Raw genomic sequence first — 25,980 nt, 5'->3', positions numbered from 1 at the left:
TCCAGGTATGACAGCCAGCAGCACCGCACTCGCAGCCACGGACCAGGCCATGACCGAGTTTGACCGCACCACCTCGCGCTGGGGACGGGCCACCATGATCGCGGGCCTGCTGGTCTCCGTCGCCGGCCCCCTGTATCTCGTCTTCGCCGGAGGACTGGACATTGCGCCGGCGCAGCTCTGGATCGCCTTCGCTGCCGTCGCCGCCACATTCGGGATCATCTGGATCGTCGAGCCGCTGACGTATTACCCCATCCTCGGACCGGCCGCCATGTACCAGGCCTTCATGATCGGCAACATCTCCAACAAGCTCCTTCCCGCCGCCCTCATCGCGCAGACGAACATCGGCGCCAAGCCCGGAACCCGCCGCGGCCAGCTGGCGTCCGTCGTCGCCATCTGCGGTGCTGCCGCAGTCCACCTGGCCTCGCTGGCCATTTTCGTGGGGCTGCTGGGCAGCTGGCTCATCAGCGTTATCCCGCCTGCCGTCATGAACGTGACCCGGCTGTACGTGCTGCCCGCCGTCCTTGGCGCCGTGCTGGTCCAAGCCATCGTCTCCATGAAGCAGCCCCGGACCACGGTCATCGCCCTGGCCGTGGCAGCCGCCGTCGTCTTTCTTGTCCTCCCGGCGGTTCCCGGACTTGCCATGGTCTCCACCGCCATCGCCGTGCTGGGGACGGTGCTGCTGGCGTGGTTCTTCCGGGGACGGCAGCCCGCTCCGGCCGGCCGTCCGGCCCAACCTGTCCACCTCGAGTAGCCCCCGAGGCGACGACAAAAGGGTGCGTTCGGCCGGGATTCCCGGCAGAACGCACCCTTTATTACTGTGCCAGCAGGTTTGAGCTGAACGGTTACGGTGCCAGCCGGCGGAACTCCGAGCCAAAATGCACCAGCGGGTCCGGAACCTCGGACGGATCCGCCGCACTGCCCATGGCCACCACCTCGCCCACCACCAGCAGGTGGGTGGCGGCAGCATGAACCGAAACGGTCCGCAACTCGAAGTAGGCGAGGCAGCCGTCGATGATCGCAGATCCCGTGGCCGGTCCTCGCCGGAAGGGGACCTGCGCCAGGAGCCCGTGCAGCGGTGTCCCCGGACTGGCCAGCCACGTCGCCGCGCCCTGGTGCTTGCCGGACAGCACGCTCAGGGCCCAGGAGCCGGCTTCCTCCACCGCCTCGCCAATGCGGGATTCCGCATACAGGCTGACCAGCATGGTCGGCGGGTCGTACGACACCGAGAGGAAGCCGCTCACCGTGGCGGCGTAGTCCCGGTTCCGCAGCCGGGCGGAAACGACGGCCACGCCGGCGGTGATGTCCGAACTTAGCCTGCGGTACAGGTCCACGTCGGCGTCCGACGGCGGCCCCTCACCCCACTGGCGCGCGTCCAGGGGCCCTGAAGTCTCCATGATCCCATCGTGCCACGTGGGGCCAGTGTTAATGCTGATAACGGTGTAGCCGAATCACTACGACTGTGGCGAAACTAACGCAATGGCAACTCAGCATCTGTAAGCCAATGGCCCGCCGTCGTTAACCCTGCGTTCACCTCGGACCCCAAAACTTGTTACCTGCGGCCCATAACTTCAGTGAAGGTACAAAAAGTACGCATGTAACGTTCGGACGTCTCCGGTCCGTACCGCATCGAAAAACCCTGGAAGGGGTACACCCAGTGAAGGCACTCCGCTTCGGCCGCCACGCGGCTATCGCTGTTATCGCCGCCGGCGCACTCGCGCTCACCGCCTGTGGTTCAGACAATGCCACCAACACCGCTCCCGCAGGCAGCGCCTCCGCCGCAGGCACCAAGGTCACCGGCACCCTGACCGGCATCGGCTCCTCCGCGCAGGGCGCGGCCATGGACGTCTGGAAGACGAACTTCGCCTCCGCCAACCAGGGCGCCACCGTCCAGTACTCCCCGGACGGCTCCGGCGCCGGGCGCAAGGCCATCCTCGACGGTTCGGCACAGTTCGCCGGGTCCGACGCCTACCTGAAGGACGAGGAACTGGCCTCGGCCAAGAAGGTCTGCGGCCCCGACGGTGCCATCGAGATCCCCGTCTACATTTCGCCGATCGCCATTGCCTTCAACCTGCCGGACATCACCGAGCTGAAGCTGGACGCCCCCACCGCGGCCAAGATCTTCCGCGGCGAGATCGCCAAGTGGAACGATCCCGCCATCGCAGCGCTGAACCCGGACGCCAAGCTCCCGGACCTCGCCGTCACCCCGGTGAGCCGCTCTGACGACTCCGGCACCACCAAGAACTTCACCGAGTACCTCTCCGCCGCGGCTCCCGAGATCTGGAAGGACAAGGCCGACGGCATCTGGCCTGCATCCCTCAAGGGCGAGAACGCCAAGGGCACGTCCGGCGTCGTCAAGACCGTCACCGACACCCCGGGCGCCGTGACCTACGCCGATGACTCCGCCGTAGGCGGCAAGCTGGGCATCGCCCAGATCAAGGTCGGTTCCGAGTTCGTCAAGATCTCCCCGGAAGCCGCCTCCAAGGCAGTCGACGCCGGCAAGCCGGTTGACGGCCGCGCCGACACCGACGGCGCCATCAAGCTTGACCGCACCACCACCGAATCCGGTGCCTACCCAGTGGTCCTGGTTTCCTACCACATCGTCTGCTCCACTTACGACAAGCAGGAAACGGTCGACCTGGTCAAGGCTTTCGAGACCTACGTAGTTTCCGAAGAGGGCCAGAACGCCGCCGCCGAGTCTGCCAAGTCGGCTCCGATCTCCGCCACACTGGCAGAGAAGGCCACCAAGGCCATCGAGTCGATCAAGGTCAAGTCGTAACGTCTGTCCTGTTCGCCGAGGTTCCCCGCCCAGCCGCCAGGCAGGGCGGGGAACTTAGCCGTGTAAGCGCGGTTCCACCCCGATTCACATCTGATGCATCAACAACACCGAAGGGCCGGGTATGACCACCACCTCCCTGACCAGTTCCCGAGGCGCCGGCCGCGCCGGGGACAAAGTCTTCTCCGGAGCGGCCCTGGCGGCAGGCTGCCTGATTCTTGCCGTGCTGTTCGGCGTGGCGCTCTTCCTCGTCATTCAGGCGATTCCCGCCTTCACCGCCCCCGCCGCGGACATCCAGGGCGGCGAGGGCTTCTTCGCCTACATCTGGCCGATCGTCGTCGGCACCCTCATCGCGGCCATCATCGCCCTGGCCATCGCCACGCCGGTCTCTATCGGCGTCGCCCTCTTCATCTCGCACTTCGCCCCTCGCGGCCTCGCATCCGGCCTCGGCTACGTGATTGACCTGCTCGCCGCGATCCCCTCCGTGATCTACGGTGCCTGGGGCGCCGCCTTCCTGGCCCCGCAGATTTCGCCCGCCTACGGCTGGCTCGCCGCGAACATGGGCTGGCTGCCCCTCTTCCACGGTCCGGCCTCCGCCACAGGCAAGACCATCCTGACCGCCGGCATCGTGCTGTCCGTCATGGTTATCCCCATCATCACGTCGCTGTCCCGCGAGATCTTCCTCCAGACCCCCAAGCTGCACGAGGAAGCAGCCCTCGCCTTGGGCGCCACCCGCTGGGAAATGATCAAGATGTCGGTGCTGCCCTTCGCCCGCCCGGGCATCATCAGCGCCGTCATGCTGGGCCTCGGCCGCGCCCTGGGCGAAACCATGGCCGTGGCGCTGGTGCTGTCCTCCGGCGCACTCACCGCCAGCCTGATCCAGTCCGGCAACCAGACCATCGCCGCCGAGATCGCCCTGAACTTCCCCGAGGCCAGCGGCCTCAAGGTGAGCACGCTGATCGCCGCGGGCCTGGTCCTGTTCGTGATCACGCTCGCCGTCAACATGATCGCCCGGTGGATCATCAGCCGGCACAAAGAATTCTCGGGAGCCAACTAAATGACCTCCACCCTGACCCCCGTCCGCAAGCGGTCCGCCCTGACCAAGGGCCAGCTGCCCAAATATGCCCCTTACGTGGTTCTGGGCGTCGCGCTGGTCCTCGGGGCCGCCATCCTCGCGCTGATCGGCTTCAACGCCTTCGGCTGGGGAGTCGTATCCGCCGTTCTTTTCGCCGCCGGGCTCGTGGGCTGGAGCGGTGCCGTTGAGGGGGCGCGCAAGGCCAAGGACAAGCTCGCCACGTGCCTGGTGGTGGGCGCCTTCCTGGTTGCCCTGCTGCCGCTGATCTCCGTTATCTGGACCGTCATGGTCAACGGCATCCCGGGCCTGTTGAACCCCGGTTTCCTGGGCACCTCGATGAACGGCGTCACGGGCGTGTTCGACAACCGTGCGGCCGAAGGCACCGGGCCGGTCGTCGGCGGCATCTACCACGCGCTCCTGGGCACCGTGCAGATCACCCTGCTGGCCACCGTCATCTCCGTTCCGGTGGGCCTGCTGACGGCGATCTACCTCGTCGAGTACGGCAACGACCGCCCGCTGGCCCGCGCCATCACATTCTTCGTGGACGTCATGACCGGCATCCCGTCCATCGTCGCCGGCCTCTTCGCCGCCGCGTTCTTCTTCGCGGTGGTAGGGCCCGGCACCAAGACCGGCGCCGTCGCCGCCGTCGCACTCTCCGTGCTGATGATCCCGGTGGTGGTCCGGTCCAGCGAGGAAATGCTCAAGATCGTGCCCAACGAGCTCCGCGAGGCCTCCTACGCGCTGGGCGTCCGCAAGTGGCGGACCATCCTCAAGGTGGTTATTCCGACGGCGATCTCCGGCATTGCGTCGGGCGTCACCCTGGCCATCGCCCGGGTGATCGGCGAGACCGCCCCCATCCTGGTGACCGCAGGGTTCGCGACGAGCATCAACAACAACGTGTTCGGCGGATGGATGGCCTCGCTGCCCACGTTCATCTACACGCAGATCCTGAACCCCACCTCGCCGTCCAACCCCGACCCCTCGTCGCAGCGGGCGTGGGGTGCGGCCCTGGTCCTCATCATCCTGGTGATGCTGCTCAACCTCGGCGCCCGCCTGATTGCCCGGGTCTTCGCCCCGAAGACGGGCCGCTAGGCCGGACCGCCCACACCGATCGCTGTCCGGCCCGGGAGGCCGGGCTCTAGACTTCAATTCATCCCAGCAAGTTAAGGAACATCATGTCCAAGCGCATCGACGTCAAAGACCTGAACGTGTACTACGGCAATTTCCTGGCCGTGGAAGATGTCAGCATCAACATCGAGGCCAAGTCCGTCACGGCGTTCATCGGCCCCTCGGGCTGCGGCAAGTCCACCTTCCTGCGCACGCTGAACCGCATGCACGAGGTGCTGCCGGGCGCCCGCGTCGAGGGCGAGGTGCTGCTCGACGGCGACAACCTGTACGGACCCGGCGTGGACCCGGTGACGGTGCGCTCCCAGATCGGCATGGTGTTCCAGCGGCCCAACCCGTTCCCCACCATGTCCATCCGGGACAACGTCCTGGCCGGCGTGAAACTGAACAACCAGAAGATCTCCAAGGGCGAGGCCGATGCCCTGGTGGAGCGCTCGCTCCGCGGCGCCAACCTTTGGAACGAGGTCAAGGACCGCCTGGAGAAGCCCGGCTCGGGACTGTCCGGCGGCCAGCAGCAGCGCCTCTGCATCGCCCGCGCCATTGCCGTGGAACCGCAGGTAATCCTCATGGACGAGCCGTGTTCCGCCCTGGACCCGATCTCCACCCTGGCCGTTGAGGACCTCATCAACGAGCTCAAGGACCAGTACACGGTGGTGATCGTGACCCACAACATGCAGCAGGCCGCCCGCGTCTCGGACAAGACGGCGTTCTTCAACATCGCCGGCACCGGCAAGCCGGGCAAGCTCATCGAGTTCGCCGAGACCAGCACCATCTTCAACAACCCGAGCCAGAAGGCCACCGAGGACTACGTCTCCGGCCGCTTCGGATAATCCCCAGCCGCACCCCGGACTCGCAAGCTCGCCCGGGGACCCCTGCGGCTGTGGGCCCACCCAACCGCACCCCGGACTCGCAAGCTCGCCCGGGGACCCCTGCGGCTGTGGGCCCACCCAACCGCACCCCGGACTCGCAAGCTCGCCCGGGGACCCCTGCGGCTGTGGGCCCACCCAACCGCACCCCGGACTCGCAAGCCCGAGGATCCGGTGAGGAGCAATCGATCTTTTTAGGCCGCGATGAGCGGGGAGAGTGCCAGTTCCAGGACGAAGGCTCCCGCGGCGGTGGCCGCCGGCGTCAGGACCCACAGTGACAGGATCCGGGTCACCAGCTTGCGGTGGCTGGTGGCGAATTGCTGGTTTTCCCCCGCACCAAGCACGGCGGACGTGACCGTGTGAGTCGTGGAGACAGGCCAATGCAGCCCGATGGCGCCAATAAACAGCAGGAGCGCACTGAAACCCTGGGCCACCACACCGCGCAGCGGATCAATCCGGGTGAGCCGGTAGCCAATGGTGTGCGAGATGCGCCAGCCGCCAAAGAGCGTGCCCACCGTGATCATGACCGCGGACAGCAGCGCCACCCACATAGGAAGCGAGCCGCCGTCCGAGTAACCGGCGGCCAGCAACGCCAGGATGAGTACCGCGCTGACCCGCTGGCCATCCTGCAGCCCATGGCCGAAAGCCACGGCGCCGGCCGCGATCGACTGTGCAGCCCGGAACCGTTTATTGACCACGCTCGGCTGGGTGTACCGCGCGGCCCAGGTGACGGGAAACACCAGCAGGTAGGCGGCGATGAAGGCAATGAGCGGCGAGAGTGCCAGGGGGAGGACCACCTGGAACAGGAGTGACTGGTCCACGCCGCCCACGGAGTTGCCGCCCACCAGCACGCTGGCGGTTCCCGCGCCCGCCAGGCCGCCCACCAGGGCGTGAGTGGAGGAGGAGGGAATGCCCCGCCACCACAGGAACAGGCCCCAGGCGCAGGCGCTGGCGAGGCCCGCGGCGATGATGGTCAGGCCGCTGTCGCCCGGCGGGAGAACAACCCAGTTCTGGCTGATGGCCACGGCCAGGCCGGCACTCAGCAGCGCGCCGATGAGGTTGAAGAGGGCAGCCAGAAGCACGGCCACGGTGGGTGTCAGGGCGCGTGTCCGCACGGCAAGGGCCACGGAGGTGGACACGTCCCTGAAGCCGTTGATGAAGGCAAAAGCCGCGGTGAGGAGCACCACCAGGGCAAAGATGAACAGCGTCACCTCAGGATTCCTTGACGATGATGCTGCCCACCTGGGTGGCGATACGGCGCATGTCCTTGGTGACGTCCACCAGCTGGTTGGCGATGTCCCGGTTGCGGGCGTACTGGGCGGATTTCATGTCCTTGAGCATGTCCGCGACCCAGACGCGGTGGGTCCGTTCGGCCCGCTTGGCCAGGCGCAGGACCTCGATCCAGTAGTCCTCAAGGTCGTCCAGGTTGTTCAGCCGGCGCATGGCGTCTGCCGTCAGCTCGGCCTGGCGGCTGATGATCTCCAGCTGGTCGGCTGCGCGCTTGGGCAGCCGGTCCAGGTTGTAGAGCGCTACGAGTTCGGCCGCGGCGTCCAGCTTCTCAATGGCTTCATTCAGGGACTGCGAAAGGGCGTACATGTCCTCGCGCGGGAGGGGGTTCACAAAGCTGGTGCGCATGTGGGTCAGCAGGGCGAAGTGCAGCTCGGCCGACTTTGCCTCGTGGTTGTGCATGTCCTCGACCAGCCGGTGGTGTTCGGTGGCCGGCGCGCCGAGGATTTCAGCCATGGTTGCGCTGGCAAGAACGATCTGCCGGGCCAGCTGCGACAGCAGGTTCAGGCCTGCGGGCTCCTGGGGAAAAAGGCGCAGCTTCATGAGTACCGGTCTCCGGAGGATCGTCAGGGCGGGACGCCGCGGGAGGCTTTTGACTTGACCTCGGAGCCGCAGCTACCCAGTACTTTACCGGCAGCTGGATGAGGGCATAAAAATGGTGCCGAACCGGATACGCCTCTCGGCGGTAGGCCGCTCTAGGCGGCTAAATGTTGAAGCCCGGGGGTTTCGCGGTTCGGCACCTATTTCAGTGTTCTACTTTGGCTGGGCCAAGTCAACATTGACAGATCGGGACTGATGGGTCAGTCGAGCTCACCCAGTCGCCAGGCGTTGGCGGCGTGTTCGAGGTCCTCTGCGGTCTTGACGAGCAGGTGCGAGTTGCGCGTCAGTTTGCGCGCGTGGCTCTCGTTTGAATGCTCCGCACCGTCCGCGAGCGTGGCCTGTCCCAGCGCCACCACGCGGCAGAACGCGGCGGACCGTTCCAGCGCAACGTCGAAGTCGCCGTCGAATGCCCCGGACAGGATTGCATCCGCCATGGTCTTCATTTCGTCGGCGCCCGGCGGTTCGGCCGCGCCGGCCACCACATTGGAGACCTGCGCTGTGTCCTTGCCCGCCTTGAAATAAACGGAGATACGCTCGGGATCCTGCACGGTTGCCGCGCGGAGGGCATACAGCCGCCACAGCGCGCCGGGCAGTGAACGTGCCGGGCTTTCAGCCCACATCTCCGCGATTGCCTCCAGGCCCTGCTCGTCGGCCAGCTTGACCAGCCGTTTGGTGATGACGGGATCATCGCTGTCCCGCCCGTGGCGCACCAGGGCCTGGGCGGCCAGGTGCGCAGCTTCCGAGACACGCGCCGGATCGGCGCCGCCCGCGAAAGGTTCGAAATCTATGGGCGCAAAAGGCTTCGGTTTGTGGTGCCGCTCCGCCCCGCCCGGGCCGCTGGTTCCTGCATTCTGGCTCATGGTCCCACGCTACTCCTGCAAGGAACGGGAATCGAGCGCCCCTTGCAGCGCCCGGCCCGTCCTGCACCAGCAGCCCGAAACCCTGCCGTCTCCCAAAAAAGACACGTTCGACGGCGGCGGCGGGGCCGTGCTGAAGTCGCCACCGTCTGGGGTACAGTATTAAACGTCCAGAAATGGACTGGAACTGTCTCGCGTTTGCAGGCTGCTGAAGCCCGCATTTCAGCAGACAGTTTGGGCCTTTAGCTCAGTTGGTAGAGCATCGGACTTTTAATCCGTGGGTCGTGGGTTCGATCCCCACAGGGCCCACTCTTTTAGCGAAGAGTGGAAAGTCCCCGGCTTCCTGGCAACAGGAATCCGGGGACTTTTTATTTGCGCCGGCCTCCGCTTTCCCGCCCGCCGTCAGGTCCAGCCCGAACAGCGTTTCCAGGGCGGCCGTGTATTCGTCCTGCCGGCCGGCTGCCGCCAGCTCGCGTGCCCTCGAGGTGGGAACATGCAGGAGTTGCCGCACCACCCGCCGCAGGGCGAATTCCACCGCTTCCGCGGTGGCCGTGCAGCCGTGCTGGTTCTTCACCCGGGCCACTTCATCCGCCAGCACCGACTGCATGTGTTCGCGCAGCGCCACGATCGCCGGATCAAGGAGCCGCGCGTGCCGGTCCTCCTCGAAGCGCCGGGCGGCCTGCCGGACCAGTTCACCGGCCTGCCGGACGACGTCGGTTTGTTCACGCGGCGAGGCCAGCCGCACATGCTCCAGCGTGATGAGGTCAAGCCCCGGCAGTTCGCCCACTTCCGGTTCGAAGTCCCGGCTGAGGGCGAGGTCGACGACGACGAGCGGTGCGGCAGCGCCCTGCCGGAAGGCGCGAAAGTCCCCGGAGCCGAGCCGGGGGCCGCGGCCGCTGCAGCCGATCACCACATCCGCTCCGCGGATGGCAGCGGGCAGATCCTCGGAGGTCAGGCCCGTGGCGCCCCGGGCTGACGCAAAGGCCTCGGCCCGTCCGGACCAGGAAAACACGGACACCGCCGGGCACGCCTTTGCCGCCAGAAGGGCAAGGGTGGATCCGGCGTAGGCGCCGGTGCCGAGGACCACCACGGACAGGCCGGACAGGTCCCGGCGTCCCAGCCGGAAGAGAGCCAGATCCAGCGCAACGGACACCATGGAGCGGCCGGCCTCACCCAGGGCCGTCAGCGATCCAACTTCGCGGGCGGCGCGGGAGGCTGCCTGGAAGAGCCGGACCAGTGATCCGCTGGCCGATCCGGTCTCCTGGGCCGAGGCAAGTGAGCGGCGCAGCTGCCCGGTGATTTCCCGTTCGCCCACCACTGCCGAGTCAAGGCCGGCCCCCACCGAGAACAGATGCTCGGTCAGGGCGGTGCCGGTCAGGCAGTCAAACGCCCGGCTGAGTTCATCGTGGGAAACTCCCGAGCAGGTGCTGATGATACCCAGCACGTGCCTCCTGGTGGTTTCCGGATCGGCCGCAGGACCGACGTCGCAATAGACCTCGAACCGGTTGCACGTGGCAAGCACAACCGCTCCCGCGACGCCGTCCAGGTTCGCGATGACGTCCGAAGTGATGCGGATGGGTCCCGAACCGAGGCGGGCCAGGAACTCCAGGCCGGTTCCCCGGCCGTCCGCGCCGTCAGCCCGTTCGGGACCCCCGTCTCCGCACCGGGGAACGGATCCCTGGTGCGGTGTGCGGGCATGGTGGGAAACCACAAGAGCAAACTGCCGTTCTGACGGGGGTAATCCCTCGATGGATCCCCCTGCACCCTGCAACAAATCGGCCCCCTTCCGCCGCAACGTTCCCCACCCTGTCCTGCCGCGATCCTTGGTGGCCGGCCCGGGTGGTGGCCGCCGCTTAACACTTAAGAGGACACCCGTTCCGGACCGGTCCCGCCGGTGGCCGCCGCAAATGAGGACACCGCCGATTGTCGCCGGGGCCAGGCGCCGTTGCCTGGCCCCAGAGCCAAGAGACCTTGCAGAAAGGGTGGGGGACCCACCTTGGGAAATTCTTGATGGGCGGGGTGGCCTGCATTCTGCAACGATGTATCGAAAGAGAGATGTCCGAGGGGGATGTCTGCCGCGAAAGGGACCCAGCATGGCCGTGACAATGAACGATGTTGCCCGTGCGGCCGGAGTTTCCCTCAAAACCGTGTCGAATGTGCTCAACAACTATGAGTTCATCAGGCCGGCCACCCGGCAGAAGGTGCTGGACGCAATCGCCGAGCTTGGCTATGAGGCGAACCTGACGGCGAGGAGCCTGCGTTCCGGGAAATCCCGCATGCTGGGGCTGGTGGTATCCGATCTCTCCGTGCCGTATTACGCTGAGCTCGCTTCCAGGCTCATGACTGTGGCAGCCGCCCGGGACTACCGCGTCCTGGTCGAGCAGTCCGCGGCGACCAGGGCCAACGAGCTCACCGCCCTGCAGGGATCCCTGAGCCAGCTGACGGATGGCCTCCTGTTCACCCCGCTGGCGCTCGACGCGGACGCCGTGGCCGCCGCCCGCCGTGGCACCAAACCCCTCGTGATGCTCGGCGAGCACATCGACGACCCGCGGTTCGACCTCGTCACCATGAAGAATGTCGGCGCGGCCAAGGCCATGACAGCCCACCTGCTGGCGGGAGGACGGCGCCGAATCGCGGTGATCGGCGCCTCTCCCGAAGACCGTGCCGGCTCGCCTGGACTTCGGCTGGCCGGATACCGGGAGGCGCTGGCCGAGGCGGGTGTGGCCTTTGATCCGGCCCTGATTGTGCCATCGGAGTGGCGCCGTGACGGCGGTTCGACGGCGGTGGCGAGGCTCCTGGACGGCGGCCAGCCGTTCGACGCCGTCTTTGGATTGAACGACGCCCTGGCTCTGGGGGCGATGCACGAACTGCTGCTCCGCGGGGTCAGGGTGCCCGAGGATGCTGCCGTGGCAGGGTTCGACGACATTGATGAGGCGCGGTTCTCGTCCCCGTCGCTGACCACTGTTGCCCCCGGCATGAACGAGATCGCCGAGCGGTCCGTGCAGCTGCTGATCGACCGGATTGAGGAATCCGGGAAGGCTGCCGAAGGCACGCATGTGGAAGCGCAATTTGAACTGAGGATCCGTGCCTCGGCCCCCTAAAATTCTCAGTGCACGAAAGGTGGATCCATGATTGCCCTGCTCATCATCGACATGCAGAATGCATACTTCGAAGCGCCGGAACTGGCAGCCCAGCGGGAGCGGATGGTCGCCTCCTGCAACAGGCTGCTGGAGGGGTTCACGTCCAACGGACACAGGGCGCTGCTGGTTGGCACCGAGCACGAGCGGGACAAGTCAACGTGGACGCTAAGCATGCTGGACGATGACCAGGGCTTCATTTTTCGGGGCAGCAAGCAGGCGGAGGCTGTGCCCGGCCTCGTCACCGACGGCCTGCCGCAGCTGAGCAAGACGCGGGACAGCGCCTTCATGGGAACCGACCTGCTGTCCCGGCTGCGGAACTGGGACGCCGACGAAGTGGTGCTGGCGGGCGTCTCCACGCACAACTGCATCGCCCAGACCGGAGCGGACGCCTTCGCCCATAACATCCGGGTGACGTATGCGGAGGACGCCATGGCCTCGGAGGACAGCCAGGACGCAGCGGACATGCTGCGTATCCTGTCCGCCACATACCGCCAGCCTGTCCAGTCGAACGATGCAATCCTCGCCCGCCTCAGCGGAGACACGAGCCGAGACCGCTGACGGCGGAGGCCGTCGGGAAACGCGGCTGCTGGGGGCCGACCTGATGCTCCGGAAACGTGGTGGAAACGAACGGGGCTTAGTCTGGGTCCCACGCCGACCCGCAGGCCGTTGAAGGGAACCTCATGCATCTGCTGCCCCGTGAGCAGGAAAAGCTCATGATCGTGGTCGCCGCCGACCTCGCCCGGAGGCGCCAGTCGCGGGGTCTCAAACTGAACTATCCGGAAGCCGTGGCGATCATCAGCTATGAATTGATCGAGGGTGCCCGGGATGGCCGCACCGTGGCTGAGCTCATGAGCTACGGCACCACGCTGCTTAGCCGAGACGAGGTCATGGAGGGCGTGCCGGAGATGATCCACGATGTCCAGATCGAGGCCACCTTCCCTGACGGCACCAAGCTCGTCACCGTCCACAACCCCATCCGATAGGGGGCATCATGATTCCGGGAGAGTACGTCCTGCGTCCCGAACCGCTGGTCCTTAACGCGGGCAGGGAGGCGATCGACGTCGTCGTCCTCAACACCGGTGACCGGCCCGTGCAGGTGGGCTCGCATTACCACTTCGCGGAGGCGAACCCGGCGCTGGAATTCGACCGCAGCGCGGCCTATGGGCGGCGCCTGGACATCCCCGCCGGCACCGCCGCACGGTTCGAACCGGGCGACGGGAAAACCGTCCGGCTGATTCGGCTGGCCGGGAGCCGTGAGGTTTATGGCCTGAGCAACGCGGTGAACGGCAGCCTCGGCGTTGACCGGGACGGCGTTGACCGGGACGGCGGCCGCCAATGAGTTTCGAATTGTCCCGCAGGCAGTATGCGGACCTGTACGGCCCGACGACGGGCGACGCCATCCGCTTGGCGGACACCGAGCTGTTCCTCGAGATTGAGAAGGACCTCACGAACTACGGCGAGGAAGTGGTGTTCGGCGGCGGGAAGGTCATCCGGGACGGCATGGGCCAGAACGGCCAGGCCACCCGGGACGGCGGTCCTGATGGCGGTGTGCCGGACACCGTCATCACCAATGTGGTGGTGCTGGACTACACCGGGATCTACAAGGCCGACGTCGCACTGAAGGACGGCCACATCTTCCGGATCGGCAAGGCCGGAAACCCGCAGATTGCCGACGGCGTGGACATCGTCATCGGCGCGAGTACAGAGATCATTGCGGGGGAGCGGAAGATCCTCACCGCCGGGGGCGTGGACACGCACATCCACTTCATCTCCCCGGACCAGGTGCCCACCGCCCTTACCAGCGGCGTCACCACCATGGTGGGCGGCGGCACCGGGCCGGCCGAAGGCACCAAAGCCACCACCGTCACTCCCGGCAAGTGGCACATCCAGCGGATGCTGCAGGCCACCGAGGGCATGCCCATCAACATCGGGCTGTTCGGCAAGGGCCACGCGTCCGCCGTCGAACCTCTGGCCGAACAGATCCGGGCCGGTGCCATCGGGCTCAAAGTCCACGAGGACTGGGGTTCCACCACGTCATCGATCGATACCTCGCTGAAAGTGGCGGACGCGTACGACGTCCAGGTGGCCATCCACACGGACACCCTGAACGAGTGCGGCTTCGTGGAGGACACCATCCGCGCCATCGGCGGGCGCGTCATCCACACGTTCCACACCGAAGGCGCCGGAGGCGGGCACGCGCCGGACATCATCAAAATCGCCGGCCTGCCGAACGTGCTTCCCGCCTCCACAAACCCCACGCTGCCCTACACCCGCAACACCATCGAAGAGCACCTGGACATGCTCATGGTCTGCCACCACCTCAACCCGGACATCCCCGAGGACGTGGCTTTCGCAGATTCCCGCATCCGCGCCGAGACCATTGCCGCCGAGGACGTCCTGCAGGACCTCGGCATCTTCGCCATCACGTCCTCGGACTCCCAGGCCATGGGGCGCGTGGGCGAGGTGATCACCCGCACCTGGCAGGTGGCGGACAAGATGAAGAAGCAGCGCGGCGTCCTCAAGGACCCTGCCGGTGGAACACACGGCTCGGCAGACAGCGACAACTTCCGGATCAAGCGGTACGTGGCGAAGTACACCATCAACGCCGCCATCGCGCAGGGCATGGCAGACTCCATCGGCTCCGTCGAGGAAGGCAAGTTCGCGGACCTGGTGCTCTGGGACCCCGCGTTCTTCGGCGTGAAGCCCGAGCTGGTCCTTAAAGGCGGCCAGATTGCCTACGCGCTGATGGGCGACGCCAACGCCTCCATCCCTACCCCGCAGCCGCGCACCATGCGCCCCATGTTCGCCGCGTTCGGCAAAGCCGTGCAGCAGTGTTCCATCACGTTCCTGTCGCAGGCGGCCATCGATGCGGGGGTGCCGGAAGAACTGGGGCTCCAGAAGAACATCCGCCCCGTGTCGGGGATCCGCACGCTGTCCAAGGCCGACCTCAAGTTCAACGACGCCACGCCGGACATCCAGGTCGACCCCGAAACGTACCAGGTGAGCGTGGACGGCGAGGACGTCACCTGTGAACCGTCGGACGTCCTGCCCATGGCACAGCGCTACTTCCTCTTCTAACCCCCGGAGCCTGACGTGATCATCGAAAAAATCCTCGGCAACCTGCACGACCTTCCGGCCGCCGAGTCTTACGCCGGCCTGCACCGGGAGAAAGTAGTCCTGCCAAGTGCCCAGCTGGTCAAGCGCATCCAGCGCGTCACCACCGACCACGGCAACGAGATCGGCATCAGGCTTCCAGCGGGATCGGCAGACCTCCGAGACGGCGACGTGCTGCACCTGGCCGAAACCAACATGATCGTGGTCTCCGTGTTGCCCACCGACGTCCTGGTGATCGCCCCACGGACCATTCACGAAATGGGCGTCGTGGCACATTCCCTGGGCAACCGGCACCTGCAGGCGCAGTTCTTCGACGCGTCCTCCGAGTACGGTGCTGACGTCATGGTGTGCCAGTACGACCACACCGTCGAGGACTACCTCAAACACGTCGGAGTGCCCTACAACCGCCAGGAACGCGTCATGCCAGTGCCTTTCCGCCATGCTGAACACACGCACTGACGAGCCGTCGGCTTCAGGGAACAGCTACCAGCTCGCCCTGCGGCAGCTAACTGATTCCTCGATTCCTACAGGGGCGTTTGCTCACTCGCTGGGGTTTGAGACCTACATTGAGCGGGGGGTCGTTCATGATGAGGAGTCCTTTGGGCGGTGGCTGGGAGCGTTCCTCTCGCAGCAGCTGACCTATTCCGACGCCCCGGCCATGCGATTCCTGTATGAGGGGTGGGATGTTCTCGAGCTGGACGGGCTGCTGACCGCGCAGCTTTTGCCGCGGCAGGTGCGTGAGGCCAGCATCAAGATGGGAAACCGGATGCTCGACATCGGCACCGAAGTGTTTCCCTCGGCCGAACTGTCCGCGTACCGGGCATTGGTGAGTAGTGGCCGGGCCGCCGGCCATCAGCCGCTGGCGTTCGCCGTCGTCGCCCGTTCCCTCGGGGTTCCGGCGGCTGAGGCGATCGCCGCGCACCTTTTCGCCACCGTCACCTCCCTGACGCAGAACGCCCTCCGGGCCATCCCGCTCGGGCAGACCGCCGGGCAGCGGGTGCTGCGAAACGCTCACGACGCCGTTGCTGCCGCCGTCGAGCGGGCCGCCCGCCTCACACCGGACGACTTCGGGGCCGTCAGCCCCGGCCTGGAGATTTCGCAGATGAGGCATGAGCGCCAGCGTGCCCGCATGTTCATGAGCTAGCAGGAGGACAACATGACTGAACCCATCAAGATCGGCATCGGCGGCCCCGTCGGCGCCGGCAAGACCCAGCTGGTGGAACGGCTCACGCGCCACATGAGCGCGGAGATTTCCATGGCCGCCATCACCAACGACATCTACACGATCGAGGACGCCAAGATCCTCGCCGCCAACGGCATCCTGCCCGAGGACCGCATCATCGGCGTCGAGACCGGCGGCTGCCCGCACACCGCTATCCGCGAAGATACGTCGATGAACACGGCCGCCATCGAAGAGCTCAAACAGCGGCACCCGGACCTGCAGGTGATCTTCGTGGAGTCCGGCGGCGACAACCTTTCCGCCACTTTCAGCCCCGAGCTGGTGGACTTTTCCGTCTACATCATCGACGTTGCGCAGGGCGAGAAGATCCCGCGGAAGGCCGGCCAGGGCATGATCAAGTCCGACCTCTTCATCATCAACAAGACCGACCTCGCCCCGCACGTCGGCGCCGACCTCGCCGTCATGGAACGCGACTCCAGGGAATTCCGCGGCGCCAAGCCGTTCTGCTTCACCAACCTCAAGACGGACGAAGGCCTCGAGCACGTCATCGAATGGATCCGGCGCGACGTCCTGATGCTCGACCTGGCGACATGAGCACGATCCCGTTGGCGGTCCCTCAAGGTGACGAAGCCGCCGGACGCACCCCCGCACCCATGGGAGAGCTTGCCCTGCGTATCGAGCTTCGTGCTGGGAAGTCCGTGGCAACGCACCAGTACCATCGGGGCGCGTTACGGGTGCTCCGGCCGCATTATCTGGATGACAGCGGGCAGGTTTGCTATGTCGTCGTGAATCCGGGCGGGGCCTACTTGGGGGCAGATCTCTACGTTCTGGACGTGGAGGTGGGTGACGGGGCTGACCTGCTGCTCACCACGCAGTCCGCGACGAAGATCTACCGGACCCCGGGATCGTTTGCCGAGCAGCGCATGAGCGTCCGGCTGGGGGAGGGCTCGCGGCTGGAACTGGCGCCGGACCAAGTCATCGCCTACCGGGAGGCCAGTTACCGGCAGAACACCCACATCACGGTGCGGCCGACGTCGAGCCTCATGATGGCGGAGGTGATCACGCCGGGATGGTCCCCGGACGGGGCCTCCTTCCGGTACGAGGAACTGCGGCTCCGCAACGAGATCCGCGTGGAGACGGACGCGGGCACCCGGCTGCTCGCCCTGGACAACCTGCTGGTCCGGCCGCCGCTCGACGACGTCACGGGGACCGGCTTCATGGAGGGCTACAGCCACCTGGGTTCGCTGGTGGTGGTGGACGCCCGCGTAGACCAGGCGCTCGCCGACGACCTGCACCGGCTGGCGGAAAAGTTCGACGCCTACACAGGGGTCTCGCTCAGTGCCACAATGGACGGCATCACGGCCCTGGTGCTCCGGTCATTGTCCAACAGCACCGAAAAACTCAATACGCTACTGGGTGGCTGCAGCGGCCTTCTCCGTCAACGCTGGTATGGCCAAGCGCCCCTGAACCTCAGGAAGTACTGATGACTACCTTGACCCAGTTCGCAGCCATGTACCGCGAGCGTGAGCAGTTGCCGCTCCGGACGCGCCTGCTGGCCACCTTTGGTGCGGTGGGCATCCTGCATCTGGCCGCCGTCGTGCTCCTGATTGCCGGCACGGCAGCGTCGGGGCAGCCGCTGGCGTTCGGACTGGTGCTCACGGCATACCTGGCCGGCATCAAGCACAGCTACGACTGGGACCACATCGCCGCGATCGACAACTCCACGCGGAAGTTCGTGGCCCAGCGGCAGGATCCCACGAGTGTGGGATTTGCTTTCAGCCTGGGGCACAGTTCGGTGGTGATCCTGGCCGGGGCACTTGTGGTTTCAGGGGTATCGCTGGTGGGCAGGTTCATGACCGAGGGCAGCACCGGGAACCTGGTCCTGGGGCTGATCGGCAGCGGCGTCTCCGGCCTGTTCCTGCTGGCCATGGGGATCTTCAACGGGTCGGCGTTTCTGGGTGCCGCCAGATCCTACCGCAGGGTCCGCGGCGGCGGCACGGTGCTCCCCGGGGAACTCGAGGCCAAGGGCTTTGTGGCCCGCCTCATGGCCCGGCCACTGTCCAAGGTGCGGCGGCCCAGGAACGTGTACGTGATCGGGTTCCTGTTCGGGCTCGGTTTTGATACGGCCACCACCATCGGACTTCTGGTGATGACGACGGCGGCATCCCTGGCGGGCGTGTCGCCCGCCGCGCTGCTGGCACTGCCGCTTGCTTTCACCGCTGCCATGACCCTGTGCGACACGGCGAACGGCGTGGCGATGATGCGGATGTACGGGTCCGCCATCCATGATCCCCTGCGCAAGCTGGGGTTCAACGCCGTCATCACCGGGCTCTCGGCACTGTCCGCGCTTTTCGTCGCCGGAATAACCCTCGCCGGTTTCTGCAACGCGGCGTTCGGGCTGAAGGACCCGCTCACGGCCTGGCTGGGCGGGATAGACCTGGGCGATGCCGGGCTGCTCCTGGTGGCTGCCTTCCTGGCGCTGTGGGGAGTGGCCACCCTGAGGGCGCGCCGGCGGGCTGTTTCCTAGGCCCGCGTTTCCTGGCCTCCCAGCTTCGCCCGAAGCCCGCCGATGACCACGTCCAGGCCGAAGTCGAAGGCGTGTCCGCCCCGCTCCTCTGACGGTCCGGCATTGCCGAGCGCCCGCTTGAGCGTGGGGTAGCCCTCCGCCGGCGGATCCCACACCACTTCCGGCGCCGCCAGGTCCAGGGCCGCGCCCAGGGCGAAGCTGTCGATGGTGGAAATGGCCGCCACGACGTCACGCCCGCTGAATCCCGCGCTTTCCAGGGCCAGCGCCAGGTCCTCGTAGAGGCCGATGACCGCCGGATCGGTGATGGACTGCAGCACCAGCAGCGGAGCCAGGCGCGGATGGCGGGCAAAGGCGTCCCGGTACGCGCGGATCAGGACCCGCAGCGCGCCCTCCCACTCGCTGTGGTCCACGGGAGGGTACGGCTCCTCGGTGATGATCCGGTGCCGCAGCAGTTCCAGGATCTCGTCCCGGCCGCTGACGTGGTTGTAGATGGAGGACTGGCTGACGCCGATTTTCTTCGCGAGCTTCGGGAAGCTGAAGTCGCCGCTCTCATCGACCAGCTCCAGCGCGGCCGTCGTCAGGGCCTCCACGGATATCAGCGGGAGGAGCGGGCGCCCCATGGAATCTCCTGTCTGCAGCTCTGGAACATCGGAACCCAGCCTAGTCTCCGGCAGCGGTTGCGGCCGCTTTTGAAAAAGCTATTGTGCTCGGCGCCACACGCCCTCATACTAAAACGAAAGCCTTTCGTTTAGTCGGGCTTTCCCAGAAAGGACGGACCAGTGCCGGATATCCAAACCAGACCTCCGGCGTCGTCTGCGGACGGCGCCCTCAAGCGCAATGCCCTGGGCACGGGCGGCATTGCCTTCCTCGTTATTTCGGCGGCAGCGCCGCTGACCGTCATGGCGGGCGTTGCCCCGGTGGCCATCAACGTCGGCGGCATCGGCGCCCCGGCCGGCTACCTCCTGGCAGGCATCGTGCTCACCCTCTTCGCCGTCGGCTTCATGGCCATGACCCGGCACGTGAAGGCAGCCGGTGGCTTCTACACCTACATCTCGCTCGCCATGGGCAAGACGGCCGGACTCGCCTCGGCCATCCTGGCGATCGTCTCCTACAACTGCCTCCAGATCGGTGTCTACGGCCTCTTCGCCGTCCAGACCCACGACATGCTCAAGGTGGTCTTCGGGCTCGAGGTGCCCTGGCCGGCGATAGCCCTCGCCGCCGTGGCAGCCGTCTGGCTCCTCGGCTACCGGGGCATCGACGTCGGCGCCAAGGTGCTCGGCGTGCTCCTCGTTGCCGAGACCGGCATCCTGGCCCTGATGGCGGCGGGGATCCTCGGCAGCGGCGGAGCGCATGGAATCAGCGTGGGTTCCTTCAGCCCGGAGAATGCCTTCGGGCCGGGTGTGCTGGCCATCCTCGGCATCTGCTTCGCCGCCTTCATGGGCTTCGAGTCCACCGTGCTGTACCGCTCAGAGGCCCGCGACCCGGACAGGTCCGTGCCGCGCGCCACGTACGTCGCCGTCGGCTTCATGTCGGTGTTCTACGCCTTCATTGTGTGGGCCGTGGTGCAGGCCTACGGCGAAGACCGTGCCGTGGAAGCCGCCGGGGAGCTGGCCGGCGGCATGTTCTTCCAGACCATCAACCACTACGTGGGTCCCTGGGCCGAGGTGGCGATGTACTTCCTGATCGTCACCAGCGTTTATGCTTCCCAGTTGGCCTTCCACAACGCGATCAACCGCTACGTCTACATGCTGGCCCGCGACGGCGTGCTGCCGGCCTTCCTGGGGCGGACCCACCCGAAGTTCAAATCACCGCACCGGGCCGGACAGCTGCAGACGATCCTGGCCGCCGTCGTCATCACCATTTGTGCCCTCCTGAACGCCGATCCGTACCAGCAGTTGCTGATCTGGGTGAACACCCCGGGGATCTTCGGCATCGTCGGGCTGCAGGGCCTGGTGTCTGTGGCCGCGTTCCTCTACCTGCGCCGAAATCCCGACGCCGTCACGCACCGGCTGATGGTTCCGCTGAGTCTGGCGTCGGCCATCCTGCTCTTCGGCGTGGTGCTGCTGATCGGGTTCAACATCGAACTGCTCACCTTCGCCGACGCGCTGACCAACACCATCCTCATCCTGGTGACGCCCATCGTCTTTATTGCCGGACTCCTGGCCGCCCGCTGGGTGCGCCGCCACCGGCCGGAAACCTTCGCCCAGATTGGAAGCTTCGAAACCCATGAACCCTGATGTGATCATCCTTGCCGGCACCGTCCACACGATGGATGGCAGGCCGCCGGGGAGCCCGGCGCCGCAGGCCGTTGCCATCCGGGACGGCGTGATCGCCGCCGTCGGAAGCCGTGCGGATGCGGCCGGTTGGCCGGCAGCGGAGGTCATCGACTTCGGTGACGCCGTGCTGACCCCCGGCCTGGTGGACTGCCACATCCACCCTGTCTTCGGGCTGGAACTGACCCGCGGCTGCGACCTGTCCGGCGCCGCGGACCTGGCAGCGTTGCGCGCACTGTTGCGTGCCGAGGCGGCCGCAACAGCGCCGGGCGAGTGGGTGCGCGGCTGGGGCCTGGATCCCAATGTGTTTGGATCCGCTGCTGCCCACCGCGGGCAGATTGACGACGCAGTCTCCGGACGGCCGTGCCTCATCCGGCTGTTTGACGGGCATTCCGCGCTGGCCAGTTCCCGGGCGCTGGACATCGCCGGGGTCACCGGGCCACGCTCCTTCGACCAGGCCGCCGAGGTGGTCTGCGACGGAAGCGGCCGGCCGACAGGGCTCCTGTTGGAGGCGGCCGCCGTCGAACTCGTTGCGCGGGTGATGCCTGCCGAGTCCTTCGCCGAACGGAAGGCACGGCTGGCTGAACTGCTTACGCAGTTTTCGCGGTCCGGCCTGACCGGGGCACACGTGATGGACTGCAACGACGATTCGCTGGAGCTTTACCGGGCCCTCGAAGAAGAGACCGACGGCGGCCTCCCGCTGCGCCTGCGGATCTCGCCCTGGTGCATGCCCGGCACCGGTGAGCCGGACTGGCGCGGGCTGGCCGAACAGATCGGCGTCGGCGGGCGGCGCTGGGAGGTGGACGGCGTCAAGCTGTTCGTTGACGGGACGGTGGACAACGGCACGGCGTGGCTGTTTGAGCCCGATGCGTATGGCGAGTCGGTGGCGCCGTTCTGGCCCCGGCCCGAGGAATACGCGGCGGCTGTACGGTACTTCGCCGGGCGCGGCATTCCCACGGCCACGCACGCAATCGGCGACGCCGGGGTTGCCGCGGTCCTGGATGCCTTCGAGTCCCTGCCTCCGGGCACAGGGGCTACTCCGGCGTTGCCGGGAGTGCACCGGATTGAACACCTCGAGACCGTCCCGGATGAGCTGATCGGGAGGTTCTCCCGATCCGGCCTCATCGCCAGCATGCAGCCGACCCACTGTACGCACTACTCCCGTGCCGACCACTCGGATAACTGGTCCATCCGGCTGGGCACGGACAGGGCCAACAACGCCTGGCGGTGTGCGGATCTCCGTGCAGCGGGAACCATCCTGGGGCTCGGCTCCGACTGGCCGATCGCCCCCTTCGAACCGCTGCCCATCCTGGCGGACGCGCAACTGCGACGGCGGTCGGGCCGGCCCGGTGAACAGCCGATCGTTCCCGGCCAGGCCCTCACGGCCCGCCAGGCGCTCGAAGGCTACACCTCGCACGCCGCCCGGGCTGCGGGGGAGTGGCAGGTTGCCGGCTCCGTCACGGTGGGCAAGCGCGCCGACTTCACGGTGTTTGACGTGGATCCGCTGGCGGCTGCTCCGGATGACCTTGCAGCGGCCCGGGTCTTGGCGACATTCGTGGACGGGCAGGCGCAGCACTCGTCGGTCGGGACCGGCAGGCAGCTGTCCTCGCTGCCTTAGGCGGTGATGGGCTCAAGCCGCCTGCGCAGGAGGCAGAACTCGTTGCCCTCAGGATCGGCCAGGACGTGCCATTGCTCGTCGCCGGTCTGCCCGACGTCGGCGGGCCGGGCGCCCAGGGCGAGCAACCGTTCCAGCTCGGCGTCCTGGTCCCGGTCCACGGGGTTGACGTCGATGTGCAGGGGCAGCTTTCCGATCCGGGGGTCGCTGCTGGGGCTCAGGATGATGGTGGGCTGCAGGCCGCCGAACCCGGCGTCGGGCGGGCCGATCTCAATCGCACCATCCTCCCGGTCGAGCTCGACGTAGCCGAGGACCTCGCACCAGAATCGCGCGAGCAGCTCGGGGTCGGCGCAGCTGAGGACAAGTTCGCTGATACGGCATGCCATGAACCTCAGTGTACGGAGACGCCCGGCTCGGATGCGGCAATTTCCCGGCCCGCGTGTGGCGGCGCTCGTCGCCGTCCCTGACCTGCCCGCGCGATCCTTAGTCGACGGCTCTCTTAGACGGCGGCGGGGGCCACCTCCGCGGGTGCTGCACCCTCGGGTGCAGTGTCTTCAGGCAGGTCCGCCAGGAGCTCGGCCGCCGTAGGCGGATTGGCTCCGGGGCGGCGCACGGTGATCGCGGCGGCCTTCGAGGCGGTGCGTCCCAAGGTTTCCAGGACGGCCGGCGCCAGGCCGTCGGTTCCACGCGCAAGCAGTCCGTAGATCAGCGCCGCCATGTAGGAATCCCCGGCGCCGATGGTGTCGGCCACGGCGGACCGGACGGCCGGCACTGTCAGCTGCAGGTCGGCAGTGGCAAGCAGTGATCCCTCGGAACCGCGCGTGACCACCGCGAGCCCCGCACCCAGCCCCAGGATTCGTGCTGCGGTGTCCTCGAGCTGCAGGTCCGGGTACAGCCACCTGGCATCCTCGTCGCTGAGCTTGACCACATCGGTGAGCGGGACCAGCTCCTCGAAAATGGTCCGGGCCTCAGCCTGGCTGCCGAGGAGTGCGGGGCGGATGTTGGGATCGTAGGTGACCACGCACTCGCGGTGTGCCTGCTCCAGGAGGGTCCTGACTGCTGCCGCGCCCGGAGCCAGGAAGGTCGCGATCGAACCGGTGTGGAGCACCTTGGGAAGGGATGCCGGGGCCACCGCAGGCAATTCCCAGCGGATGTCGAAGTCGTAGGTTGCGGAGCCGTCTGCGGCCAGCGTCGCGGTGGCGCTGGCCGTCCGTCCCGGTGTCCTGGAGCCGGGCAGGAGTGCGACGCCGGCGCGCTGCAGGTGCGCCTCGATGGCCCGCCCGCGGTCGTCGTCGCCGATGGAGGTGAGCAGCGCTGTCCGGATGCCGAGCAGGCCCAGCCCGTAGGCAACGTTCGACGGCGATCCGCCCGGGTGCTCAACGGCACCTTCCGCAGAGGCAACGACGTCCACCAGCGCTTCACCGATGACGATGACTTCCGGCGTTGCTGCGCGGGTTGCTGAGTCGGCAGGTCCTGCGTTGGCGGTTCCGGGGTTTGCGGTTGGGATCACGGTGGGCCTTTCATGGAGCCGTCCGCGGGCCGAAGCCGGCCCGCGGACGGAAGTGGTGACGTGCTGGTTCTAAGGTGGCGCTGGTTTGGTAAGGCGGGGTTTTCGGTAGCGCTGGCCGGTCAGGCTGTGGCGGCACCGGTCATGATCGCGACGGCGTCGGTCATGCTGTGCGACTGAGGGGTGATGGTGGCGGCGCACTTCCCGAGCCGCTGGATGTGGATGCGGTCGGCGACATCGAACACGTGGGGCATGTTGTGGCTGATCAGGATGACCGGGAGGCCGCGGTCCCGGAGATCGCGGACCAGCTGCAGGACCTGGTTCGACTCCCGGACGCCGAGGGCAGCCGTCGGCTCATCGAGGACAACCACCTTGGAGCCGAACGCGGCGGCGCGGGCCACAGCCACGGCCTGCCGCTGGCCGCCGGACAGGTTTTCCACGGGGACGGTCACGTCCTGGAGCGTGGAGATGCCGAGCCGGGTCAGTTCCTCCTTGGCCTTGCGGCGCATGCCCTTGGTGTCAAGGACGCGGAAGAGCTTCCCCAGCGGGCCGGGGAGCCGTTCTTCGCGGCCCAGGAAGAGGTTGGAGGCAACATCGAGCGCGGGTGACACGGCCAGGTTCTGGTAGACAGTTTCGATGCCGTGTACCCGGGCGTCCTGCGGGCGCTTGAAGTGGACGGTCTGTCCGGAGACCTTCAGTTCGCCGGAGTCCGGGACCTCTGCGCCGGTGAGGCACTTGATGAGCGTGGACTTTCCTGCGCCGTTGTCGCCGATGATCGCCAGGACTTCGCCCGGGTACAGATCGAGGCTGACGCCGTCCAGGCCCACGACGCGTCCGAAGGTCTTGACGAGGTCCCTTGCCTGCAGGATCGGCTGGCGGACCGGGGTCTTAGCCGGTTGGAATTCTGTGGCGGTCATGATTTCACCTTTCGGATCCACTGGTCGATGGACACAGCGAGGATGATGAGGATGCCCACGGCAAGGGTCTGGTAGAGCACATCCAGGCCCGCCAGCGAGAGGCCGTTGCGGAACACCCCGACGATCAGCGCCCCGAGGAGGGAGCCCCAGATGGAGCCGCGTCCGCCAAAGAGGCTGGTTCCGCCGATGACGACGGCGGTGATGGAGTCGAGGTTCAGGTCCACTCCGGCGTTGGGGCTGGCTGCGTTCGTGCGGCCGATCTGGATCCACGCACCGATGGCCAGCACGGCCCCGGCGGCGAGGTATACGCTCATCAGGACCCGGTTCACCGGGATACCGGCCAGGCGGGCGGCTTCCTTGTCATCGCCCACCGCGTAGACGTGCCGGCCCCAGGCGGTCTTGCCGAGGATGAAGGCGACCGCGACATAGAGCAGGAGCATCATGACCACGCCGGTGGAGATCCGGACGGGTCCGACCGGGAACGTGCTGCCCATCCACGTCAGCAGGCCGGGCATGGCCGAGCCGCGGACTGTGGAGCCGCCGGAGTAGAGAAGCGTCACGGCGATGAAGATGTTCAGCGTTCCGAGCGTGACGATGAACGGGGGGAGCCGGAACCTGGTGACCAGGAAACCGTTCAGCGCCCCTGCGGCCAGACCCACGATGAGGCCGAGGAGGAGGGCGAGCGGCGCCGGCGTGCCGCTGCCGACGGCCAGCTGAGCAACCACCATGGACGCGAGGATCATCACGGCGCCCACGGAGAGATCGATGCCGGCGGTGAGGATGATAAGGGTCTGGGCGATGGCGAGGGTTCCCACCACTGAGACCTGCTGGGTGATCAGGGACAGGTTCTCGACCCGCAGGAACCTCTCATTGAGGAGGCCGAAGACCACCACCGCAACAAGCAGGACGATGGCCGGGCTGAGTGCTGGATAGCGGTGGAGGACGTTGCGGATACGGCTAAGCGGGGTCTGGCGGTCGAGGAATTCCTCGGCCGGGTCGGCATGGCCTGCGGCGGGCGGGCCGGCGGTCTGTTGCTGGGTCACGGTTGCTCCTGAACTTCAAGGTCCTGCTGGGGCTGGTGCGGCGGCTGCTGATTTTGCAGTTAAATTCTCCTGCTGTGGACC

General features: G+C 66.8%; 26 protein-coding genes, 1 tRNA gene and 1 pseudogene. 18 read left to right on the top strand and 10 right to left on the bottom strand.

Annotation, left to right across the window (positions count from 1 at the left end; genetic code table 11):
• The first annotated feature begins 7 nt into the window (after positions 1–7).
• On the top strand, positions 8–751 hold the full coding sequence (locus ARGLB_RS04610; RefSeq protein WP_003799411.1) for a hypothetical protein: 744 nt from the start codon (positions 8–10) through the stop codon (positions 749–751).
• A gap of 91 nt (positions 752–842) precedes the next feature.
• Here the strand turns inward: ARGLB_RS04610 and ARGLB_RS04605 are convergent, their stop codons facing one another.
• Positions 843–1,394: a flavin reductase family protein gene (locus ARGLB_RS04605; protein WP_003799409.1), complete on the bottom strand. Its 552-nt coding sequence runs from the start codon at positions 1,392–1,394 to the stop codon at positions 843–845.
• Between the two features lie 260 nt (positions 1,395–1,654).
• Here ARGLB_RS04605 and pstS point away from each other — a divergent pair, with 260 nt between their 5' ends.
• From pstS to pstB, 4 genes are all read left to right on the top strand, one after another.
• Entirely contained in the window at positions 1,655–2,776 is a 1,122-nt protein-coding gene (gene pstS / locus ARGLB_RS04600; protein ID WP_003799406.1) for a phosphate ABC transporter substrate-binding protein PstS, read from the top strand.
• Positions 2,777–2,897: 121 nt separating this feature from the next.
• Positions 2,898–3,830, top strand: a complete 933-nt coding sequence (pstC, locus tag ARGLB_RS04595; protein ID WP_003799404.1) for a phosphate ABC transporter permease subunit PstC — start codon at positions 2,898–2,900, stop codon at positions 3,828–3,830.
• Positions 3,831–4,940 carry a phosphate ABC transporter permease PstA gene (pstA, locus tag ARGLB_RS04590; protein ID WP_003799402.1) on the top strand — a complete coding sequence of 370 codons (1,110 nt, stop codon included), beginning with the start codon at positions 3,831–3,833 and terminating at the stop codon, positions 4,938–4,940.
• An 83-nt stretch (positions 4,941–5,023) separates the two neighbouring features.
• A complete protein-coding gene (gene pstB / locus ARGLB_RS04585; protein ID WP_003799400.1) occupies positions 5,024–5,803 on the top strand; it encodes a phosphate ABC transporter ATP-binding protein PstB in 780 nt (259 codons plus the stop codon).
• A 230-nt stretch (positions 5,804–6,033) separates the two neighbouring features.
• Here pstB and ARGLB_RS04580 read toward each other — a convergent pair whose 3' ends face one another.
• From ARGLB_RS04580 to ARGLB_RS04570, 3 genes are all read right to left on the bottom strand, one after another.
• Positions 6,034–7,050, bottom strand: a complete 1,017-nt coding sequence (locus ARGLB_RS04580) for an inorganic phosphate transporter (RefSeq protein WP_003799397.1) — start codon at positions 7,048–7,050, stop codon at positions 6,034–6,036.
• 1 nt (position 7,051) lies between these two features.
• Positions 7,052–7,669 (bottom strand): DUF47 domain-containing protein, encoded by a 618-nt coding sequence (locus tag ARGLB_RS04575; RefSeq protein ID WP_003799394.1) that lies wholly within the window; start codon positions 7,667–7,669, stop codon positions 7,052–7,054.
• A 257-nt stretch (positions 7,670–7,926) separates the two neighbouring features.
• Positions 7,927–8,586, bottom strand: coding sequence for a hypothetical protein (locus ARGLB_RS04570; RefSeq protein ID WP_003799392.1), 660 nt, complete (start codon positions 8,584–8,586; stop codon positions 7,927–7,929).
• A 233-nt stretch (positions 8,587–8,819) separates the two neighbouring features.
• On the opposite strand from ARGLB_RS04570, the gene ARGLB_RS04565 reads away from it, so the two are divergent.
• Positions 8,820–8,892, top strand: a tRNA-Lys gene (locus tag ARGLB_RS04565).
• A gap of 118 nt (positions 8,893–9,010) precedes the next feature.
• Here the strand turns inward: ARGLB_RS04565 and ARGLB_RS22635 are convergent.
• Positions 9,011–10,678: pseudogene (locus tag ARGLB_RS22635) on the bottom strand (glutamyl-tRNA reductase); the annotation flags it as partial.
• Here ARGLB_RS22635 and ARGLB_RS04550 point away from each other — a divergent pair.
• From ARGLB_RS04550 to ARGLB_RS04505, 10 genes are all read left to right on the top strand, one after another.
• Positions 10,677–11,684, top strand: a complete 1,008-nt coding sequence (locus tag ARGLB_RS04550; RefSeq protein ID WP_003799389.1) for a LacI family DNA-binding transcriptional regulator — start codon at positions 10,677–10,679, stop codon at positions 11,682–11,684. The pseudogene ARGLB_RS22635 and the gene ARGLB_RS04550 overlap by 2 nt on opposite strands.
• A gap of 27 nt (positions 11,685–11,711) precedes the next feature.
• Complete coding sequence (locus tag ARGLB_RS04545; RefSeq protein WP_003799388.1) at positions 11,712–12,281, top strand: cysteine hydrolase family protein; 570 nt, start codon at positions 11,712–11,714, stop codon at positions 12,279–12,281.
• 122 nt (positions 12,282–12,403) lie between these two features.
• Positions 12,404–12,706 (top strand): urease subunit gamma, encoded by a 303-nt coding sequence (locus ARGLB_RS04540; protein WP_003799387.1) that lies wholly within the window; start codon positions 12,404–12,406, stop codon positions 12,704–12,706.
• A gap of 8 nt (positions 12,707–12,714) precedes the next feature.
• Positions 12,715–13,062 carry an urease subunit beta gene (locus tag ARGLB_RS04535; protein ID WP_003799386.1) on the top strand — a complete coding sequence of 116 codons (348 nt, stop codon included), beginning with the start codon at positions 12,715–12,717 and terminating at the stop codon, positions 13,060–13,062.
• Positions 13,059–14,801, top strand: a complete 1,743-nt coding sequence (ureC, locus tag ARGLB_RS04530) for an urease subunit alpha (RefSeq protein ID WP_003799384.1) — start codon at positions 13,059–13,061, stop codon at positions 14,799–14,801. Before ARGLB_RS04535 ends, ureC begins: the two co-directional genes overlap by 4 nt.
• Positions 14,802–14,816: 15 nt before the next feature.
• On the top strand, positions 14,817–15,296 hold the full coding sequence (ureE, locus tag ARGLB_RS04525; RefSeq protein WP_003799382.1) for an urease accessory protein UreE: 480 nt from the start codon (positions 14,817–14,819) through the stop codon (positions 15,294–15,296).
• The gene (locus tag ARGLB_RS04520) at positions 15,277–15,981 is read left to right on the top strand and encodes an urease accessory protein UreF (protein WP_003799380.1); all 705 of its coding nucleotides are present in this window, start codon (positions 15,277–15,279) and stop codon (positions 15,979–15,981) included. Before ureE ends, ARGLB_RS04520 begins: the two co-directional genes overlap by 20 nt.
• A 12-nt stretch (positions 15,982–15,993) precedes the next feature.
• On the top strand, positions 15,994–16,611 hold the full coding sequence (gene ureG, locus ARGLB_RS04515) for an urease accessory protein UreG (RefSeq protein WP_003799379.1): 618 nt from the start codon (positions 15,994–15,996) through the stop codon (positions 16,609–16,611).
• Positions 16,608–17,501: an urease accessory protein UreD gene (locus tag ARGLB_RS04510; protein ID WP_085929184.1), complete on the top strand. Its 894-nt coding sequence runs from the start codon at positions 16,608–16,610 to the stop codon at positions 17,499–17,501. The genes ureG and ARGLB_RS04510 overlap by 4 nt, the downstream gene beginning before the upstream one ends.
• Positions 17,501–18,544 carry a HoxN/HupN/NixA family nickel/cobalt transporter gene (locus ARGLB_RS04505; RefSeq protein ID WP_003799375.1) on the top strand — a complete coding sequence of 348 codons (1,044 nt, stop codon included), beginning with the start codon at positions 17,501–17,503 and terminating at the stop codon, positions 18,542–18,544. Before ARGLB_RS04510 ends, ARGLB_RS04505 begins: the two co-directional genes overlap by 1 nt.
• Here ARGLB_RS04505 and ARGLB_RS04500 read toward each other — a convergent pair.
• Positions 18,541–19,164, bottom strand: coding sequence for a TetR/AcrR family transcriptional regulator (locus ARGLB_RS04500; protein WP_003799373.1), 624 nt, complete (start codon positions 19,162–19,164; stop codon positions 18,541–18,543). The genes ARGLB_RS04505 and ARGLB_RS04500 overlap by 4 nt on opposite strands.
• A gap of 159 nt (positions 19,165–19,323) precedes the next feature.
• Here ARGLB_RS04500 and ARGLB_RS04495 point away from each other — a divergent pair, with 159 nt between their 5' ends.
• Together ARGLB_RS04495 and ARGLB_RS04490 are read left to right on the top strand one after the other, a co-directional pair.
• Positions 19,324–20,781: an APC family permease gene (locus ARGLB_RS04495; RefSeq protein WP_003799371.1), complete on the top strand. Its 1,458-nt coding sequence runs from the start codon at positions 19,324–19,326 to the stop codon at positions 20,779–20,781.
• Positions 20,771–22,435, top strand: coding sequence for an amidohydrolase (locus ARGLB_RS04490; RefSeq protein WP_003799368.1), 1,665 nt, complete (start codon positions 20,771–20,773; stop codon positions 22,433–22,435). Before ARGLB_RS04495 ends, ARGLB_RS04490 begins: the two co-directional genes overlap by 11 nt.
• On the opposite strand, the gene ARGLB_RS04485 is transcribed toward ARGLB_RS04490, so the two are convergent.
• From ARGLB_RS04485 to ARGLB_RS04470, 4 genes are all read right to left on the bottom strand, one after another.
• Positions 22,432–22,818: a VOC family protein gene (locus ARGLB_RS04485; protein WP_003799366.1), complete on the bottom strand. Its 387-nt coding sequence runs from the start codon at positions 22,816–22,818 to the stop codon at positions 22,432–22,434. The two genes, ARGLB_RS04490 and ARGLB_RS04485, sit on opposite strands and share 4 nt — an antisense overlap.
• 113 nt (positions 22,819–22,931) lie before the next feature.
• Complete coding sequence (locus tag ARGLB_RS04480; RefSeq protein WP_003799364.1) at positions 22,932–23,942, bottom strand: carbohydrate kinase family protein; 1,011 nt, start codon at positions 23,940–23,942, stop codon at positions 22,932–22,934.
• A gap of 119 nt (positions 23,943–24,061) precedes the next feature.
• Positions 24,062–24,856 carry an ATP-binding cassette domain-containing protein gene (locus tag ARGLB_RS04475; RefSeq protein ID WP_003799362.1) on the bottom strand — a complete coding sequence of 265 codons (795 nt, stop codon included), beginning with the start codon at positions 24,854–24,856 and terminating at the stop codon, positions 24,062–24,064.
• Complete coding sequence (locus ARGLB_RS04470) at positions 24,853–25,899, bottom strand: ABC transporter permease (RefSeq protein ID WP_003799360.1); 1,047 nt, start codon at positions 25,897–25,899, stop codon at positions 24,853–24,855. Before ARGLB_RS04470 ends, ARGLB_RS04475 begins: the two co-directional genes overlap by 4 nt.
• Between the last annotated feature and the right edge of the window lie 81 nt (positions 25,900–25,980).

This window comes from Arthrobacter globiformis NBRC 12137, assembly GCF_000238915.1.
GTDB lineage: Bacteria > Actinomycetota > Actinomycetes > Actinomycetales > Micrococcaceae > Arthrobacter > Arthrobacter globiformis.
Note: the sequence above shows the minus strand (reverse complement) of the source record. Positions and strands in the feature narration are given on the sequence as shown.

Excerpts from the sequence above, each read along its gene's own strand:
- ARGLB_RS04610 (WP_003799411.1), top strand. The coding sequence starts at position 8 with ATGACAGCCAGCAGCACCGCACTCGCAGCCACGGACCAGGCCATGACC.
- ARGLB_RS04605 (WP_003799409.1), bottom strand. The coding sequence starts at position 1,394 with ATGGAGACTTCAGGGCCCCTGGACGCGCGCCAGTGGGGTGAGGGGCCG.
- pstC (WP_003799404.1), top strand. The coding sequence starts at position 2,898 with ATGACCACCACCTCCCTGACCAGTTCCCGAGGCGCCGGCCGCGCCGGG.
- pstA (WP_003799402.1), top strand. The coding sequence starts at position 3,831 with ATGACCTCCACCCTGACCCCCGTCCGCAAGCGGTCCGCCCTGACCAAG.
- pstB (WP_003799400.1), top strand. The coding sequence starts at position 5,024 with ATGTCCAAGCGCATCGACGTCAAAGACCTGAACGTGTACTACGGCAAT.
- ARGLB_RS04575 (WP_003799394.1), bottom strand. The coding sequence starts at position 7,669 with ATGAAGCTGCGCCTTTTTCCCCAGGAGCCCGCAGGCCTGAACCTGCTG.
- ARGLB_RS04570 (WP_003799392.1), bottom strand. The coding sequence starts at position 8,586 with ATGAGCCAGAATGCAGGAACCAGCGGCCCGGGCGGGGCGGAGCGGCAC.
- ARGLB_RS04550 (WP_003799389.1), top strand. The coding sequence starts at position 10,677 with ATGGCCGTGACAATGAACGATGTTGCCCGTGCGGCCGGAGTTTCCCTC.
- ARGLB_RS04545 (WP_003799388.1), top strand. The coding sequence starts at position 11,712 with ATGATTGCCCTGCTCATCATCGACATGCAGAATGCATACTTCGAAGCG.
- ARGLB_RS04540 (WP_003799387.1), top strand. The coding sequence starts at position 12,404 with ATGCATCTGCTGCCCCGTGAGCAGGAAAAGCTCATGATCGTGGTCGCC.
- ARGLB_RS04535 (WP_003799386.1), top strand. The coding sequence starts at position 12,715 with ATGATTCCGGGAGAGTACGTCCTGCGTCCCGAACCGCTGGTCCTTAAC.
- ureC (WP_003799384.1), top strand. The coding sequence starts at position 13,059 with ATGAGTTTCGAATTGTCCCGCAGGCAGTATGCGGACCTGTACGGCCCG.
- ARGLB_RS04520 (WP_003799380.1), top strand. The coding sequence starts at position 15,277 with ATGCTGAACACACGCACTGACGAGCCGTCGGCTTCAGGGAACAGCTAC.
- ureG (WP_003799379.1), top strand. The coding sequence starts at position 15,994 with ATGACTGAACCCATCAAGATCGGCATCGGCGGCCCCGTCGGCGCCGGC.
- ARGLB_RS04510 (WP_085929184.1), top strand. The coding sequence starts at position 16,608 with ATGAGCACGATCCCGTTGGCGGTCCCTCAAGGTGACGAAGCCGCCGGA.
- ARGLB_RS04505 (WP_003799375.1), top strand. The coding sequence starts at position 17,501 with ATGACTACCTTGACCCAGTTCGCAGCCATGTACCGCGAGCGTGAGCAG.
- ARGLB_RS04500 (WP_003799373.1), bottom strand. The coding sequence starts at position 19,164 with ATGGGGCGCCCGCTCCTCCCGCTGATATCCGTGGAGGCCCTGACGACG.
- ARGLB_RS04490 (WP_003799368.1), top strand. The coding sequence starts at position 20,771 with ATGAACCCTGATGTGATCATCCTTGCCGGCACCGTCCACACGATGGAT.
- ARGLB_RS04485 (WP_003799366.1), bottom strand. The coding sequence starts at position 22,818 with ATGGCATGCCGTATCAGCGAACTTGTCCTCAGCTGCGCCGACCCCGAG.
- ARGLB_RS04475 (WP_003799362.1), bottom strand. The coding sequence starts at position 24,856 with ATGACCGCCACAGAATTCCAACCGGCTAAGACCCCGGTCCGCCAGCCG.